The 16,509-nt window shown below is 37.0% G+C and carries 17 protein-coding genes; 9 read left to right on the top strand and 8 right to left on the bottom strand.

Annotated elements, in window-relative coordinates:
• Window positions 1–1,027 (top strand): polyamine aminopropyltransferase (locus AC3WTA_RS20600; RefSeq protein WP_492333003.1); only part of this gene is annotated, 1,027 nt, incomplete at its 5' end.
• A 27-nt stretch (window positions 1,028–1,054) separates the two neighbouring features.
• Window positions 1,055–1,426, top strand: a complete 372-nt coding sequence (gene speD / locus AC3WTA_RS20595) for an adenosylmethionine decarboxylase (RefSeq protein ID WP_000456841.1) — start codon at window positions 1,055–1,057, stop codon at window positions 1,424–1,426.
• A gap of 93 nt (window positions 1,427–1,519) precedes the next feature.
• On the opposite strand, the gene AC3WTA_RS20590 is transcribed toward speD, so the two are convergent.
• From AC3WTA_RS20590 to AC3WTA_RS20570, 5 genes are all read right to left on the bottom strand, one after another.
• Window positions 1,520–1,924, bottom strand: a complete 405-nt coding sequence (locus AC3WTA_RS20590) for a DUF3021 domain-containing protein (RefSeq protein ID WP_000457997.1) — start codon at window positions 1,922–1,924, stop codon at window positions 1,520–1,522.
• A gap of 3 nt (window positions 1,925–1,927) precedes the next feature.
• A complete protein-coding gene (locus AC3WTA_RS20585) occupies window positions 1,928–2,377 on the bottom strand; it encodes a LytTR family DNA-binding domain-containing protein (protein ID WP_000868211.1) in 450 nt (149 codons plus the stop codon).
• A gap of 133 nt (window positions 2,378–2,510) precedes the next feature.
• The gene (locus tag AC3WTA_RS20580; protein ID WP_000379643.1) at window positions 2,511–2,828 is read right to left on the bottom strand and encodes a PTS sugar transporter subunit IIA; all 318 of its coding nucleotides are present in this window, start codon (window positions 2,826–2,828) and stop codon (window positions 2,511–2,513) included.
• 9 nt (window positions 2,829–2,837) lie between these two features.
• On the bottom strand, window positions 2,838–4,139 hold the full coding sequence (celB, locus tag AC3WTA_RS20575; RefSeq protein ID WP_000617771.1) for a PTS cellobiose transporter subunit IIC: 1,302 nt from the start codon (window positions 4,137–4,139) through the stop codon (window positions 2,838–2,840).
• A 14-nt stretch (window positions 4,140–4,153) separates the two neighbouring features.
• Window positions 4,154–4,456: a PTS sugar transporter subunit IIB gene (locus AC3WTA_RS20570; RefSeq protein ID WP_001023539.1), complete on the bottom strand. Its 303-nt coding sequence runs from the start codon at window positions 4,454–4,456 to the stop codon at window positions 4,154–4,156.
• Window positions 4,457–4,680: 224 nt separating this feature from the next.
• Between AC3WTA_RS20570 and AC3WTA_RS20565 the strand changes: the two genes are divergently transcribed.
• From AC3WTA_RS20565 to AC3WTA_RS20555, 3 genes are all read left to right on the top strand, one after another.
• The gene (locus tag AC3WTA_RS20565; RefSeq protein ID WP_000649365.1) at window positions 4,681–5,898 is read left to right on the top strand and encodes a dicarboxylate/amino acid:cation symporter; all 1,218 of its coding nucleotides are present in this window, start codon (window positions 4,681–4,683) and stop codon (window positions 5,896–5,898) included.
• 164 nt (window positions 5,899–6,062) lie between these two features.
• On the top strand, window positions 6,063–7,220 hold the full coding sequence (locus AC3WTA_RS20560; RefSeq protein WP_492333002.1) for an acyltransferase: 1,158 nt from the start codon (window positions 6,063–6,065) through the stop codon (window positions 7,218–7,220).
• Between the two features lie 42 nt (window positions 7,221–7,262).
• Window positions 7,263–7,643 carry a VOC family protein gene (locus AC3WTA_RS20555; protein ID WP_000609846.1) on the top strand — a complete coding sequence of 127 codons (381 nt, stop codon included), beginning with the start codon at window positions 7,263–7,265 and terminating at the stop codon, window positions 7,641–7,643.
• A 39-nt stretch (window positions 7,644–7,682) separates the two neighbouring features.
• On the opposite strand, the gene AC3WTA_RS20550 is transcribed toward AC3WTA_RS20555, so the two are convergent.
• A complete protein-coding gene (locus AC3WTA_RS20550) occupies window positions 7,683–9,683 on the bottom strand; it encodes a YhgE/Pip domain-containing protein (RefSeq protein WP_000676348.1) in 2,001 nt (666 codons plus the stop codon).
• Between the two features lie 135 nt (window positions 9,684–9,818).
• On the opposite strand from AC3WTA_RS20550, the gene AC3WTA_RS20545 reads away from it, so the two are divergent.
• Entirely contained in the window at window positions 9,819–10,703 is an 885-nt protein-coding gene (locus AC3WTA_RS20545) for a LysR family transcriptional regulator (protein WP_000421920.1), read from the top strand.
• Window positions 10,704–10,758: 55 nt separating this feature from the next.
• Here the strand turns inward: AC3WTA_RS20545 and AC3WTA_RS20540 are convergent, their stop codons facing one another.
• Both AC3WTA_RS20540 and AC3WTA_RS20535 read right to left on the bottom strand, forming a co-directional pair.
• The gene (locus tag AC3WTA_RS20540) at window positions 10,759–11,844 is read right to left on the bottom strand and encodes a hypothetical protein (protein ID WP_001231679.1); all 1,086 of its coding nucleotides are present in this window, start codon (window positions 11,842–11,844) and stop codon (window positions 10,759–10,761) included.
• Between the two features lie 91 nt (window positions 11,845–11,935).
• The gene (locus tag AC3WTA_RS20535; protein WP_000283173.1) at window positions 11,936–12,085 is read right to left on the bottom strand and encodes a hypothetical protein; all 150 of its coding nucleotides are present in this window, start codon (window positions 12,083–12,085) and stop codon (window positions 11,936–11,938) included.
• Window positions 12,086–12,339: 254 nt separating this feature from the next.
• On the opposite strand from AC3WTA_RS20535, the gene cydA reads away from it, so the two are divergent.
• From cydA to AC3WTA_RS20520, 3 genes are all read left to right on the top strand, one after another.
• Entirely contained in the window at window positions 12,340–13,695 is a 1,356-nt protein-coding gene (gene cydA, locus AC3WTA_RS20530) for a cytochrome ubiquinol oxidase subunit I (RefSeq protein WP_000381969.1), read from the top strand.
• Window positions 13,688–14,713 (top strand): cytochrome d ubiquinol oxidase subunit II, encoded by a 1,026-nt coding sequence (locus AC3WTA_RS20525; protein ID WP_000544166.1) that lies wholly within the window; start codon window positions 13,688–13,690, stop codon window positions 14,711–14,713. The genes cydA and AC3WTA_RS20525 overlap by 8 nt, the downstream gene beginning before the upstream one ends.
• A gap of 352 nt (window positions 14,714–15,065) precedes the next feature.
• Window positions 15,066–16,424, top strand: a complete 1,359-nt coding sequence (locus AC3WTA_RS20520) for an arsenic transporter (protein WP_000021148.1) — start codon at window positions 15,066–15,068, stop codon at window positions 16,422–16,424.
• Window positions 16,425–16,509: the final 85 nt, after the last annotated feature.

Here is a 16,509-nt window from a genome sequence, read left to right as displayed (position 1 = left end):
ACAAAATAAACAAGACAAGCAGGACAAACAAAATAAACAAGACAAGCAGGACAAGCAAAATAAACAAGATAAGCAGGATAAGCAAAATAAACAGGACAAACAAGAACAATTGGAACCTATAATAGAAATAAGTTCACACAACTTAGATGTATGGGATGCAATTTCTCTACAACAGATACAAAATGGCGAGCATACGAGTTTATTTGCAGAACAAAGTAATTATCAAAATATTACTTTGTTACAAGTAAGCGATGTCCGTTTATATTTAGACAAACAACTACAATTCAGTTCCGTTGACGAACAAATTTATCATGAAGCCCTTGTGCATCCGATTATGTCAAAAGTAATTGATCCAAAACGTGTTCTCATATTAGGTGGTGGCGATGGCCTTGCCTTACGAGAAGTTTTAAAATATGAAACTGTGCTACATGTAGACCTTGTTGACTTAGATGGATCGATGATTGATATGGCTCGTAATGTTCCTGAATTAGTTTCTTTGAACAAAAGCGCATTTTTTGATAATCGTGTGAATGCACACGTATGCGATGCAAAGGAATTTCTGAATTCTCCTTCCTCTTTATACGATGTAATCATTATTGATTTTCCAGACCCAGCGACAGAGTTGTTAAGTACTTTATATACAAGTGAACTTTTTGCTCGTATCGCTACGTTTTTAACAGAAGATGGCGCGTTCGTCTGTCAATCTAATTCACCTGCTGATGCACCCCTTGTATATTGGAGTATCGGTAACACAATTGAACATGCTGGATTAACTGTGAAAAGTTATCATACAATCGTTCCTTCTTTCGGAACTGACTGGGGATTTCATATTGCGGCTAATTCTGACTATGTACTCGATCAAATTGAGCAATTATATGTTGTACCAACTCCTCAAACATTACCTTCTCTTCTTTCTCCCTTATTTCAATTTAAAGAAGAACATCTCGAACAGCGTAACCTTGCCCTTTTAAATTCAGAATCAAACCTTATCCTACATCAGTGTTATAAAAAAGAAATGGAGTTTTAACGATATTATAGTGAGGAGTGCTATCTTATGGAATACTCTACTTTCGGTAAGCATATAATAGTAGATTTATGGGGAGTGGATTTTTCCCTATTAGATGATGTTCACTTTTTAGAATATCATTTAGTTACCGCTGCTGATCACTCAGGTGCCCATGTTTTAAACGTAAGTGCAAAAGAATTCGAACCGCACGGTGTTACTGTCTTAGTTTTACTATCAGAAAGCCACCTTTCTATTCACACTTATCCAGAAAAAAACTTTGCAGCCATTGACTGTTATACGTGTGGTACGACCGTTGAACCGCAAATAGCGATTGATTATATCGTAAGTATATTAAAACCAAATGAGATGAATATAAAAAAACTAATTCGTGGTATAGGAGAGATTGTTACAACCGATTAATTATCACTCTTACTCATTTGTGAAAAAGGAGGATTGTAAATACCATCAGTGGAACGACCATTCCACTGATGGTACAGAAACATACATATTTTTTCACCTTAATTGATGGTTTAATCTCTCGATTTTTCGCTTCCAGTATAACATCATCATAAACCATATAATGAAGTAAATAACAATAAAACTTCCTATACAAACAAGAATCGGACCGAAACGATTTGGAACCCATCCAATCCAAATGGCTGTGGGCAAAAATGTTCCTATTAAAACAATAAAGTGAGTCATCGTCTGTTTTAATATGCTCCATTCTTCTTTTTCAAAAATAAATGAAGCGAAAGAAAGGATAAGCCCTATTATATTTGCCGTAACTAAATACGTAATTAATGTTTTTGTTTCTACTGTTTCCATTCCTTTTACATAACCAATCCATAAAAACAACAAACTATATAACATCGCCATCCCAAGTCCAAAGGCTATTTTATTAAAAATTCTAGCAAACATCTTTTAACCTCCTCCTATATGTAAAGATTCTTTAATAAGCGGTACATATTTTCTCGAAATATATTCTTTCATTCCATTAGAAAAATGGGCACACATACTGCCGCTAAAAGACATTTCAAAGCTTTTAACATGCCCTAAATTTGCAAGTATTGACTTAGAAAATCTAGCAAACCGCTTTCCAGCTAACTGTTCCTCTAATTCATACAAACGAGCCTTCACTTCAAGACTCCCTTTCTTTGTTTGTGCCATAACTTTTCTTCCTTCTGTATAAAACCAATAAATATCATATAAATTCAATAAATAATACTGATGATCTAACACACCGACAATTTGATTCACAGTTCCTCCTTCTATTATTTTTAAAAGCTGCTGAATTTCATCTGTTACTTCACCTGTATTTATAATAATTTCTACTTCTTTTTGTGATGGGTCCAATTCGATGCGAACTTTCATCTATTTCCCACCCCCTTTACAATTTCATTTTTACATAAACCTGGAAATAATAAATATAATCCTGCGTAAGTGGTTTTTGTTTCGTCATAACTGTCTCTTAATACAACATAAAAAAACCTTGCATACGCAAGGTTCATTCATCCGCTGACATCTTCCTATATAGTTCTACAAATTCACTCGCTAATTCCTTCACCGTAATTGCATTCATTAAATGATCTTGCGCGTGCACCATCAGAAGGGTAACTTCGGTCTTTTCACCACCAGCTTCTTTCTGTATGAGCTCCGTTTGTACACGGTGCGCCTCTTTTAATTCCTCTAACGCTTCTTGTAATTTCGCTTCTGCTTCTGTAAATTCTCCACGCTTTGCACAATCAATTGCTTCCATTGAACAACTTCGTGCATTTCCCCCATGCAAAATTAAATGAAAAGCCTTCGTTTCTATCGTATCCATTTTAGTTCTTTACTCCCCCTTTTCTTCCGCCAACTTTTGTTTATCCCATATTTTTAAGAACGGTAAATAAATGAAGAATGCCAGCGCAAAATTAACAAGTTGTAACACAACACCTGAAATTTTCCCGCCCGATCCTAAATATCCACTAAAAAGAATCGGTGTCGTCCAAGGTACAGCAGCTCCGCTCGGACGGGCAACTAACCCCCATTCCATCGCAAAGTAAGAAACTATCGTTAACACAACCGGAACCAATATAAATGGAATTAGTAAAATTGGGTTCATGACAATCGGCATACCAAAAGTTACCATCTCATTAATATTAAATATACCAGGTGCAATTGACAATCTACCTAAACTTTTTAATTGCTGACTTCGTGCAAACAATAACATTCCAATAACTAAAGCAAGTGTCGCACCAGATCCGCCCATATAAATCCATAAATCAAAAAACTGTGCAGTAATCGTATTTGGTATATCTTGCCCTGCTTGGTAAGCAACTCGGTTTTGATCCATTAACGACAACCAAACCGGACTCATTACACCACCAACAATAGTAGCTCCATGAATTCCACATGACCAAAGAACATGAACGAGAATAACAGCTATTATTGCGCCCCAAAGACTAGCACCAAGTACACTAAGTGGTTCCTGTAAAATTTGCCCCACAATATTATGGATACTGCCAAAAGAAGTATTTTCTATAATTAAGCGTAAAATCCAAATAACCGTTACAACAATAAATCCTGGAACAAGCGCGGCAAATGAACGTGTCACAGCTGGCGGAACTGTCTCTGGCATCTTTATAATTATCTTTTTTTGTACAATAAACCGATAAAGTTCAGTAGATATAAGTGCAATAATCATTGCTACAAATAACCCTTGGCTTCCCATTAATGCAGCTGGGATAGCACCTTCTACAAGTACACTCTCTTTTGTACTTGGTATAATATATGCAACTTGAAATGGCGTCGCAAGTAAAAACGTCACAAGCGACAATGCCCCGGATGCTAAAGCGTCCACTTTATAATATTCTCCAAGTCTGTAAGCGATTCCAAAAACAGCTATTAAAGCCATTATATTAAAAGTTGCACTAACTGGATACCCCAAAGCCCTCTGCCAATTCTCCCCAAACAAACCTGCCATAAAATCATTATAACCTGGTATTGGTAAAGCGCTAATGATGAGGAAAAATGATCCTATAATTAAGAAAGGCATCGTCAATACAAGTCCATCACGAATTGCTAGCAAATGCCTCTGTTCTGCAACCTTTCCCGCTACTGGCATTACATATTTCTCTAAAAACCGTATCATCTATCCCACTCTCCTCATGGTTTCATTGACAAAGCTGCTTGTAAGATAGCTTCTCCATTACAAAGCCCGTAATGGACAGATTGAATGACATCAACAGGTACTCCCTTCTCCTTACATAACTCTTTCATTTTCGGTAATAAATAACGTACTTGTGGTCCAAGTAAAAGTACATCAGCTTCATCTATGTGACTATTTACTTCAGAACCTGATACTGCCCAAATCTTTACCTCTATCCCTCTTGCCTCTGCTGCTTTCTCCATTTTTGTAACAATCAAACTGGAAGACATTCCCGCTGCACAGCAAAGTAAAATATTCATCCCTTTTCCCCTCCCCCTTTTTGCAAACCTAAGTTACGGCGCATCCTTTGCCACCACTAGGTTACAAATATATATGTCTAGATTTCCTGCTGTATGCCGAGCTTAAAAACAAAAATTTCTCGGTTTTCACGCTATTCCATCTATCATTATTCTCCTAGTAAAGAGGACTCTAACTCGCTATAATAATTCAGTATGATTTTTTTAATTGATAGGAGGATATATTTATGAAGGCATATCGCTTTCCGCTTATTTTATTATCTTCTATCCTAATTGGTGGTTTCATTGGTTATTTCATGGGTGCCGATGCCGTTGCTTTAAAGCCGCTTGGTGACATTTTCTTAAACTTAATGTTTACGATTGTTGTACCTTTAGTGTTCTTTAGCATCGCGTCATCTATTGCTAATATGGATGGATTAAAACGTTTCGGTAAAATTATGTCTAGTATGGCTGGAACTTTCTTATTTACAAGTATTTTAGCTGCTATTTTTATGATTATTGTCGTGAAAGTATTCCCGCCAGCACAAGGTGTTGTATTAGAACTAACGCAGCCCGATAAAGCTGAAAAAGCTGTTAGTGTTGCGGATCAAATTGTTGGTATTATAACAGTATCTGATTTCTCGAAGTTACTATCTCGTGAAAATATGTTAGCTCTTATTTTCTTCTCTATTTTAATGGGGGTTGCAACTTCAGCAGTTGGTGAAAAAGGAAAACCATTCGCTACATTCTTACAAGCTGGTGCAGAAATTTCAATGAAAGTTGTATCTTTCATTATGTACTACGCTCCAATCGGACTTGCTGCTTACTTCGCGGCATTAGTTGGTGAATTCGGACCACAACTTCTTGGAACTTATTTCCGAGCAGCAATGGTATACTATCCAGCGTCTCTAATTTACTTCTTTGTATTCTTCACGTTCTATGCATACCTTGCGGGTCGCAAGCAAGGTGTACAATTATTTTGGAAGAACATGGTCTCTCCTACAGTTACATCTCTTGCAACTTGTAGTAGTGCCGCAAGTATTCCAGCGAACTTAGAAGCAACGAAGAAAATGGGTATCTCTTCTGACGTTCGTGAAACAGTTGTCCTTCTTGGATCTACACTTCATAAAGACGGATCTGTTTTAGGTGGCGTATTAAAAATTGCTTTCTTATTTGGTATTTTCAACATGGAATTCGAAGGACCGAAAACATTAGCAATTGCACTTGTTGTTTCTCTATTAGTAGGAACAGTAATGGGCGCCATTCCAGGTGGTGGTATGATTGGTGAAATGTTAATCGTTTCTCTATACGGCTTCCCGCCAGAAGCATTGCCAATTATCGCAGCAATTAGTACAATCATTGATCCTCCTGCAACGATGTTAAACGTAACAGCAGATAACGCTTGTGCCGTAATGACAGCTCGCCTTGTAGAAGGTAAAAACTGGATCAAAAATAAATTTGCTTAATAAAATGGAAAGAGGATGCTCCAAACGAGCATCCTCTTTTTTGTTGTGATAAATATATCGAAATAATCCATTCCGCCACAAATTTGTTATAATCTTCACAAATATTCCACACCTATTATCCATTCTCCGTACTATAATCATGTATGGAAAAGGAGATGGACATAATGACTCAAAGCGCACCAGAATTTAAAATTTTGCAAAGCATTGCATTCCTTGCTGTTGTTTTGCAAAGTTCCTTATTATATACAATGAATCAAGGAAATGTCTTACTTGAGCAATCCCTCATTATGGGCATGCTATTCAACCTTGCAAAATTTTCAGCACCTGCATTCATATTTATCGTTGGCTTTCACTTAATTCGGCAATATACAAAGCAACTAGCCTACACAGAATATATTTATGAAAAAGCCGCACATTTACTCATTCCTTATTTCTTCTGGTCTATTCTTTACTTATTAACAACAAACGATATGATTACACTACAAAGCGGAATAAAAAGTTTATTACTCGGAACAGCCGCGCCCCATCTTTGGTACGTGATTATGATGTTCCAAATTCATTTATTGTTCCCTTTGCTGTGCACACTATTTTATTGGTTTCAAAAACGAACAAAAAATAAAAAAGACATATATAAATATATGACCATCTTTGCTTCTCTATATTTCCTCTTAATGTGGTATTCTTCTCACTACATTTTTAATGGAGAGAAATTGACTAGCTCAACCATTTTACATTATACAGATCGTTCCTTCTTCTTCTACTCATTCTATTTCGTCATGGGAGGAATCGCAGCTGTCGCACTAAAAACTTGGCGTTTATTTGTCATGAAACATATCCCGCTTATAACAATGTTATTTTTCGTCTTATTTCTATTCATCAATTATGAGTTATTTAGTTTTTACGGAGCAAACTCTATTCATTTAACCGTTTCGACTTATTTAAAACCGTCTATGTTTTTATATATTGTATGCGAAATTATCATACTTTACGTTCTGTCTATTACAATCGTACAGCGACGCGGTTTCTTGTATAAAGCTTTACGATTTATCGGGAATTACACATATGGTGCTTATTTAGCTCACTTTTTCTTCTTACAACTATGTACAAAATTTCTTTCTGTATTTACACTGCAAGAAAACACAATATTATATAGCCTATTATTATTTACAATAACGGCCACAATCTCGATTTCAGCAATGGTCATTTGCAGGACACTACCACTTCATACGTGGATTACAGGACCTTCCCCTACAACAAATGTAAAATGGGCGAAGGTTGTACTTCGGAAAAATCACGAAAAGGTATTCAAACCATATCTTTGATATAATAGAATTCCATACAAGAAAAGAAAGTAGGACACACCTATGATTAATCAAATTGGACAAATTATGTTATATGTAAATAATCAAGATGAAGCAGTACAATTTTGGACTGAGACAGTAGGATTCCAAATTATTGCGGAAGAAAATAACGGACAAGGATTTCGCTGGATTGAAATTGCACCAACGAAAGAAGCAGGCACAAGCATCGTCCTTCACGATAAAGCGTTAATTGCGAAGATGCAACCTGAATTAAATTTAAATACACCTTCACTTATGTTCTTCTCTAATAACTTAGATCAATTGTATAAAGATCTTTCTGAGAAAAATGTTACCGTTGGACAGGTTGTAGATTTACCTACAGGTAGAGCATTCAACTTTGCTGATAATGAAAACAATTACTTTGCGGTAATGGAAAAGAAATAAGAAAAAGCTATCCGGAAAAATCGGATAGCTTTTTTCATTTTAAGAAACTTGTTCCGCATTCGCTTCCCTATGTTGTATGTGACTCGTGATCCAAGCAATTCCGCCGGCAACAACGAGATAGCATAACAATATTAAAATTTGCATTTGTAATTGTGACCAATCTCCTAAAGAGATAACATCTTGTAATCCTCTAAGAGAATGGGACATTGGGAGAAACTGTCCAATTTTGCTAAGAACAGCTATATTTAATTCTCCTGGGAAAGTCCCCCCGCTCGTCGCTAATTGCAGGACGAGAAGCGTTACTGCTAAGAACTTTCCAACAAGACCAAATACCGTTACTAGCATAAGAATAAATGTCATGAACGTAAAGGAAATAACGATACTTGATAAAACAAAGAGTGGCACACTTGCAACTTCTAATTTCATAACTCCTAGCACAGCCACATCCACAAGTAATGCTTGAATAAGTCCAATTAAATATACTAATCCTAGTTTATTAATAAAATGTACTGTTCCGCTTACCTTCATATTCTGTCTACGGCCAAGAGGTAAAATATTCGATGCCATAATTCCGCCAACATAAAATGCCAGTGATAAAAAGTATGGTGCAATGCCTGAACCGTAGTTAGGCACGTCAGAAACTGTCGACTTCACTAATTGAACCGGTTCTGAGAACATCGTATTGCGTGCATCATCATTGCGAACATCCGCTATCTTCTCTACGCCCTCTCCTAATTCCGTAGAAAGTTCTTTCGCACCATCGTCAAGTTTAACAAGTCCGTTCGTTAACTGATCAGCCCCGTGATTCAGCTCTGTTCCGCCACTTGCAAGATGATTTACACCTTCTTGCAGGGATGTAAATCCATTTCCCCACTTCGTAAATCCATCTGCTACATTTGCTGCACCATCTGCTATCTTTTTCGTTCCAGCAGTAGCTTCGCTTAACTTAACTCCGAATGTATTCATACCTTCTTCAATCTTATTCTGACCGTCAGCAAGCTTCTTCGCACCTTGTGTCAATTGTTGTTGGCTATTATTTAAAGTGTTTGCTGCCTTAGCTAATCCGTTAGAAGTAGCAATGATTTTTTGAAAAGCAGGATCTTGCTGCACTTCCGGATGACTTTTCACGTACTCTTCTAATTGTTGTTTTACACTATTTGCTGCATTGTCCGCTTTCACTTGCCCTTCAGCAAGTTTCTCACTTCCGTTCACCCATTCATTTGTACCAGCACTTAATTCACTAACCCCTGATTGTAAAGTTTTTTCACCTTGAGCTAATAACGCCATACCACTATGAAGTGAGGTTGCCCCTTCACTCAGCTCATTTGCGCCGCCACTTAAGGCAGATTGGCTAGAAGCAAGTTTTTCACTTCCCTCTTTCACTTTTGATGCCCCGTCACTTAAACGATGAATACCATCTGCAAGCTGATTCGCCCCACTTTTCGCATCTGTCGTTCCTTCATGCAGCTTCTCAGCACCATTACTTGCATCACTCAATCCTTGTGCTAAGTCTTGAAACTTTGAAAAGACACCTTCTGTATAAGATTTCGTAATACTATTTGAGATTTTTGTTTTCATATTTTCCACAGCTGTCGTTCCAATTTGGGCTGCTACAAAGTTTTTACCTGGATTTACTTTGTACTGCAATTGGGCCGGCTCTGGTTTCTCATCCATAAGCGTACTTACCTTTTTAGAGAAATCCTCTGGAATCGTAACAACCATATAATACTTATCTTCTTTTAACCCTTCATCAGCATTTTTTTCTGATACGAAATGAAAAGCTAGTTCCTTGTTCTCTTTTAAATTTTTAACAAAATCGTCTCCTGCATGAATTGTTTTTTCATCCATCGCAGCGCCCTTATCTAAATTCACAACCGCAACCGGTAATTTATCTAATCGTCCGTATGGATCCCAATATCCCGCTAAAAAGAATCCTGAATAAATTAAAGGAACGATTAACAAAAAAATTAAAGCGATACGTCCATGTTTATGGTGCCACATCGCTTTCCAATCTTTAAATATAAGTTGAATTCCCTTCATGAAACATACTCCTTCTCCTAATTTAACACCATTAGAATGGTTTAACAGATTTACTATACACGTCACTTTTCATACTGTATAATACATCTTTAATTATCAATTCATTCCTTCCGGTCTATAGAAAGGAGATTCAAAATGGAACTTCTTCAATTAAAATACTTTCAGACAGTTGCACGATTAGAGCATATGACAAAAGCTGCTGAAGAATTGCATATCGCGCAACCTTCGCTCAGCAAAACAATCGCTAGATTAGAAAAGGACTTAGGCGTCCCTTTATTTGATCGCCAAGGTCGACAGATCACATTAAACTCTTTTGGGAAAGTATTTTTAAAACGAGTAGAGCGTATTTTTCATGAATTAAGTGAAGGCGAACGAGAAATTAAAGACTTAGCTGAATTACAACAACGCTCTATTACACTGGCAGTTTCTATCCCGAGAATATTACCAGAACTACTCGGTTCTTTTTTACTAGAACATCCTAACGTTCGATTCCAACAGTTTCTCGCATCTACTCCTTCTATGAAACGACAACTAGATAATATAGAAATCGACTTTTGCATTTCTTCTGTGCCAATTGAAGGCGAGGAAATTATGTGGGAACCACTTATTACAGAAGAAATTTTCTTAGTCGTCCCTTCAGGTCATCGTTTATCAGGACGTGAAAGTATCTATCTGCATGAAGTAAAAGACGAACCGTTTATTAGTATGAATACTGGTTACGGATTTCGGCACTTAACGGATGAATTTTGTAAAGAAGCTGGCTTCACTCCACATATCGCTTTTGAAGTAGATGAACCAACCGTGATTAGCGACCTTATTAAGCAAGGTCTCGGCATCGCCTTTGTCCCAAGTTTAACTTTATTAAAAAACTCTACTTTAGCATTAAATAAGTTACGTATTATTGAACCCAATTGCGAGCGAACTATCGGATTAAGTTGGTCGAAGAAACGCTACTTATCAAAAACCGCTCAGCAATTCCGTAAATTCGTAATTGACTACTTCTCCAATATTAGAACGTAAAATTATATCGACTTAGTAAAAAATAAAAGGTGCCACCTCCAGAGGATGGCACCTTCTATTTCTTACTCTTCTCCAATTCCATTTCCGCTAAAAGCGGCAATACGTTATCGAAAATATGCGTATTATTATTTTCACCTGTTACGTATCCACCGTAATATCTACTAAATATATTGTCATTTCGGAATGTGGCCATATGATCATATAATTCCTTTGCAAACTTTGTATCACCTGTTTGTAGTACGTACAAAATCGTTAGTCCGTACGCGGCTGGCGATTCATAATTCACAGTTTGTTTTCCCGTTTCTAAATTGTAACGACCGTATAGTTTTCCATCCTCCTGGAACTTCTTCTTGATAAATTCCAAATAAGCATCTGATGAAAGGCCACCTAAACTTCGATGATATGCAACGTATGATTGGTCAATAAGATTTACTTCTTTAGCGTACGTAAATGTACCATCTTCTTTATACTCTTTTGGGAATGCCCAACCATGCCTTGGATAATTCGCTAAAAATTGAACGACTTCCTGATATTGCTGAGCAGAAACTTTGCCGTATTTTTTCATATACGAGAATGCGTGTGGATTTATGTATGATGTAGTTGCAAAACTATTTTGTTTACCTGCATCTGCATCATAATAATCAACGTAATAATTATCTTTCTTATTATAACGAATTACAGCGTCACTCAATTGATCTGCCAAGTTTTTATAACGCTCTTCCTTATACATTTCATAAGCACGATATAATTGTTCTATAATACGAAGATCGTCTATAAGTGCATTTGTAGCTGACTGCATTTCTCCCTTTTCAGAGATTTTCCATATAACAATATGATCCTTATGTACAAAGCTATTTTGAATAACCTTAACTTGTTCATCGAATAACGCTTGATCGTCTTTATCCAATGTATATTGTAGCCATAGTCCTGCTGATTCCGATAAAGCTTCACGGCCTTTCGCTTCACCCGTACCTGCCTTTGTATCCGCTAAACGATATGTGGCAAGCGCCCCATTTTCATTCACCATATGTCTTAAAATAAAATGTTCTGTACGGTTTCCTTGTATAGCTGACCAAAATACAATGCCACCTAAAGCGATTAAGAGAATAACTCCAATCCCTATATATAAACGTTTCCGCAATCTTTTCACCTCCCTAATAAGGCTAGCCTTAATTTTACCAGAACATACGTAAAATTAAAAAAGACAATCTATTAGATTGTCTCCCGTGCCTCTATCCCTCACAAGCCTCTTTAGAAGGTCTATATAGCGATGCCACAAGTCGATCATATTCACGACGCGTAATCTCTTTATTATACAGCTTCAATAATAAATCTCTATGCTCTTTTGAAAATGCCATCTTTTTAATGACTTCAGGATACATAAAACATCCTCTCCATTTCACATAAACTTCTTCACCTCGAAAAACAGAACTTATGTTCGCATAAAAGATTATAAAATATTCCTTACTAAAAAACAAACAAAATATTATTAAAAATTAACTTCTTTCTATTTAGAATATTCAAACATTACATTACCATATCCACTTTTTAAATACATATATATTTTTGGTAGTTTTTTTGAATAAATCTTCCAATTCAATCAGAAAATAATGGCAAAAAGAAGAGGAGTTTACATATGGATACGGTAACATTAGCAAGAGCATTTTTTGGTTCTTCATTAGCATTCCACATTATCTTTGCAACACTTGGTGTCGGACTTTCATTAATGATTTTTATAAGTGAAATACTCTATCACTGGAAGAAAGATTCCGATTACGCCATTATGGCGAAAAGATGGACGAAGGCTTTTGCCATCCTTCTCGGTGTAGCAATTCCAACTGGAACAATTGTTGGTGTGCAAATCTCACTTCTTTGGCCTGGTTTTGCCAAAATTGTTGGGCAGGTTATTTCTGTTCCCTTTCAAATTGAGATTTTCGCCTTCTTTTTAGAGGCGTTATTCATGTCTATTTATGTATATGCAGCTGACAAACTACCTCCATTCATGAGATTAATCTCGCTATTCTTTGTCATGATTGGTGCCACGGCATCTGCCGTGCTTATTACATCAGCAAATACATGGATGAATACACCCGCAGGCTTTTCAATGGGGCCAGATGGATCAGTTTTTAACGTTGATCCATGGAAAGCTTTCTTTAATCCGAGTTTTGGCACAAGCGCATTCCACGTTGTGATTACAGCCTATACAACTGGAGCGGCCGTCATTGCCTCTATCGCTGGATTTAAATTATTAAAGAAGAATTTAAGTAAACGTGAAATTGCTTATCATAAAAAAGGACTACTGTTAGGACTCGTCGTGACATTTATTACAGGTGCTACGATGTGGCTTTCGGGACACGAATCGGCGATTGCCTTACATAAGCATTCCCCTGAAAAACTTGCATCTGCCGAAGCTTTATTTGAAACGACATCACATGCACCGTTATCAATTGGCGGAGTTGTAGATCCTAACACACTTGAACTAAACTATGCACTAGAAATTCCGAACATGCTTAGCCTACTAGTGGGACTCGATCCTAACACCGTCGTAAAAGGACTAAAGGAATTTCCACAAGAAACGTGGCCACCATTTTACACACATACACTATTCAACTTAATGGTCGGCACCGCTGCCTTTACTTTTGCAGTTGCAGCAATCGCCCTCTTATATTGGTACTTTGTTTACCGAAAAAAAGGTGCAGAATTACCGAAGTGGCTTCTTTGGGGAGCTGCCGCATGTGGACCAATTATGATGCTCGGTATTGAATTCGGGTGGATTTTCAGCTGTAGTGGTCGTCAACCGTGGACCATTTATGGTATGCAACGGACAGTCGACGCTTCTACACGCGCTGATTTTGTCGGTCCTTTATTTATTCTATTCATCATTTTATATATTGGACTCGGCATTTTAACAGTTTTTGTACTACGGACATTCTTTAAGAAACATCCGCTTACAAATGATTTACATCACGAAGGAGGCGATTCTCGTGCATGAGGAAAGTATTGCAATCATCATCTTATGGGCTCTTATTTTCGTATATAGTATATTAGGGTCCATCGATTTTGGAGCAGGTTTTTGGGGCATGGTATACGCAAAACATCCAACGCTCGCTGCCAAGCTTGCCAATCGATACTTATCACCAACTTGGGAAGTAACAAATACATTTCTCGTCTTTGTCGTTGTCGCTTTTCTCGGTTTCTTTCCGAAAGCTGCTTTCACCCTTGCGACAGTGATGTTCGTGCCAGTTATGTTAATTTTAATACTCATTGCAATTCGCAGTACATTCATGGTATTTGCTTACTCTCTGCCAAAGTATCAATTCCTCCTTCGGGTGATTTCAGGTATTACTGGGCTCTTAATTCCAGCCTTATTAATTACCGTTTTACCCGTTACAGAGGGGGCTTATATTACAATGTCTGAAGGAAAAGAAGTACTCCTGTATGGAAAACTTCTTTCTAGCCCGGTTATCTACTGCTATATGCTCTTTGGGCTAACTTCGGAACTATTTCTCTCCTCTCTCTTTCTTGCTGATTTTGCGAGAGAGCAAGGTTCAGAAGATTCGTATAGAATTTATAGAAGAAACGCCATCATCCTTGGTCCTGCAACACTCGTTACAGCAATTATCGCCCTCGTTGTAATGGATCCGGAAACACACTGGCTTATGCAAGGACTAATAAAGCAATTCCCATGGTTTACAGTTTCTATCGTTTTATTCGTTATCGGATACTCTTCTCTTTGGTGGACAAACAAGAAGTATGGCACACTAGGATACCCTCGCATCGCCGTTTTAGCAGTCGTCGCTCAATATGCATTTGCAAGTTACGCTTACGGTGTCGCGCATTTACCTTATATTATTTATCCTGATGTAACTGTATTTACAAGTTTTACAACGACAGAAACATTCTATGCATTGCTTATCCTATACGCAATTGGAATCGCAATTTTACTACCAGGATTTATTTTCTTCTGGAATTTATTCTTGAAGGATCGAACTTTTTTGAAGGAAAAATAATATATTCGGGGGAGTCTGTTCCAAAAGGCATTTTGGAACGGACTCCTTTTTTCATGTTTTGTCGATAAGTTGATATATTTCAATAATCGTTGATATATTTTGAGTTGCGTTGATATATTTCAATAATTGCTGATAAAAATTTCATTTACTATCTTACTGCTCAAGCAATTTATAGACTCCTCTCACAATAGTTATTTCACTATTAGTGACACTTGTCCTTTAGCTTAAAAAACACATATTCGCTTTATTCCATTATATGTCTAGTTCTTCTTATTTTTTGCTGAATATACTATCAATACAAACTTGAGACAAGCTACATTTGTTCAAAGGAAAATAGAAAGGTAGGCAAAATATGAGCATTGAAATATGGATTACTATTATTGTATTCTTCTTAACAATGATTGTTGTCTTTTGGCGACCTCGTGGCTTAAATGAGGCGTGGCCGGCAGCAATTGGTGCTGGCATTATCCTGATTACTGGACTTGTATCAAAGCCAGACGTCATAGACATTATTAGTAAAATTGGCGGTGCCTCCATAACAATATTAGCGACCATCGTTATGGCGGTTATATTAGAAAGCTTCGGCTTCTTCCACTGGTCCGCAGCAAAACTTGCAAACTTAGCAAAGGGCTCCGGTCGCCGTTTATACTGGTATATTCAATTATTATGTTTTCTTATGACTCTTTTATTTAATAACGACGGTAGTATTTTAATTACAACTCCAATCCTAATTTTACTACTGAGAAACCTTAAATTAAAACCTCATCAACAAATCCCTTATTTATTAAGTGGTGCTTTAATCGCCACTGCCTCTAGTGCCCCCATTGGTGTAAGTAATATCGTAAACTTAATCGCATTAAATATTGTGAATATGACTCTTTATATGCATACTGCTATGATGTTTGTACCTGCAACATTAGGATTATTATTTATGTCATGGCTTATGTACACAGTTTTAAAGAAAAAACTACCAGAGAAATTACCTGTTTCTTCATATGATATCGAAGAAATGTTCTTCACGAAAAACTTCCATCCGTTAAAAGGAAAAAATTCTGTTGATACGAAACAAAAACGTACAAAATTCATGCTAAAAGTATTAGGCTTCGTCTTCCTTATGCGCTGTCTACTTTTCGTTGCATCCTTCTTATCCATCCCAATCGAAATTGTTGCTGTACTCGGTTCACTCGTTCTTCTCATCTGGAGATGGTACTACTTACGAACAAACCCAGTCGATATTTTGAAAAAAACACCGTGGCACATTTTAATTTTCGCTTTCTCTATGTATGTAATTATTTACGGGCTTCACAACGCAGGATTAACAGCAGCACTTGTAAATTGGCTTGAGCCAGTTGTAAGTCAGCATCTACTCTATGCCAGCTTTGCAATGGGCGGACTCGTTTCTCTCCTCTCTAACGTCTTCAATAACCATCCTGCACTTATGATTGGTACAATCACATTAACAGAAATGGGACTAGACCCAGTCACATTAAAAACTATCTACCTGGCAAACATTATTGGCAGTGACATCGGTTCACTATTATTACCAATTGGTACGTTAGCTTCCCTCATTTGGATGTATATCCTGAAACAAAACAAAATTAAAGTAAAATGGAAAGACTATTTAAGTGTATCCCTTATCGTTATTCCTCTCACAACAGTCGTCACATTATTCCTCTTATACTACTGGGTACACCTCTTCTTCGCCCTATAAACAACAGAAGCCCCCTTTGCTACCGTCTTAGTAAAGGGGGCTTCTTCTATATTTAAGTTAGGTACTACAGTGTGATCAATCAAGT

The sequence above is a fragment of the Bacillus sp. EB106-07-01-XG149 genome, assembly GCF_058791555.1.
The sequence above is the reverse complement of the archived record's forward strand: the minus strand, read 5'-3'. Positions and strand labels throughout refer to the sequence as shown.

Coding starts and splice junctions, on each gene's coding strand:
- cydA (WP_000381969.1), top strand. CDS start 12,340: ATGGATACGGTAACATTAGCAAGAGCATTTTTTGGTTCTTCATTAGCA.
- AC3WTA_RS20535 (WP_000283173.1), bottom strand. CDS start 12,085: ATGTATCCTGAAGTCATTAAAAAGATGGCATTTTCAAAAGAGCATAGA.
- speD (WP_000456841.1), top strand. CDS start 1,055: ATGGAATACTCTACTTTCGGTAAGCATATAATAGTAGATTTATGGGGA.
- AC3WTA_RS20560 (WP_492333002.1), top strand. CDS start 6,063: ATGACTCAAAGCGCACCAGAATTTAAAATTTTGCAAAGCATTGCATTC.
- AC3WTA_RS20570 (WP_001023539.1), bottom strand. CDS start 4,456: ATGAATATTTTACTTTGCTGTGCAGCGGGAATGTCTTCCAGTTTGATT.
- AC3WTA_RS20550 (WP_000676348.1), bottom strand. CDS start 9,683: ATGAAGGGAATTCAACTTATATTTAAAGATTGGAAAGCGATGTGGCAC.
- AC3WTA_RS20580 (WP_000379643.1), bottom strand. CDS start 2,828: ATGGATACGATAGAAACGAAGGCTTTTCATTTAATTTTGCATGGGGGA.
- AC3WTA_RS20590 (WP_000457997.1), bottom strand. CDS start 1,924: ATGTTTGCTAGAATTTTTAATAAAATAGCCTTTGGACTTGGGATGGCG.
- AC3WTA_RS20565 (WP_000649365.1), top strand. CDS start 4,681: ATGAAGGCATATCGCTTTCCGCTTATTTTATTATCTTCTATCCTAATT.
- AC3WTA_RS20545 (WP_000421920.1), top strand. CDS start 9,819: ATGGAACTTCTTCAATTAAAATACTTTCAGACAGTTGCACGATTAGAG.
- AC3WTA_RS20555 (WP_000609846.1), top strand. CDS start 7,263: ATGATTAATCAAATTGGACAAATTATGTTATATGTAAATAATCAAGAT.
- AC3WTA_RS20585 (WP_000868211.1), bottom strand. CDS start 2,377: ATGAAAGTTCGCATCGAATTGGACCCATCACAAAAAGAAGTAGAAATT.
- celB (WP_000617771.1), bottom strand. CDS start 4,139: ATGATACGGTTTTTAGAGAAATATGTAATGCCAGTAGCGGGAAAGGTT.
- AC3WTA_RS20520 (WP_000021148.1), top strand. CDS start 15,066: ATGAGCATTGAAATATGGATTACTATTATTGTATTCTTCTTAACAATG.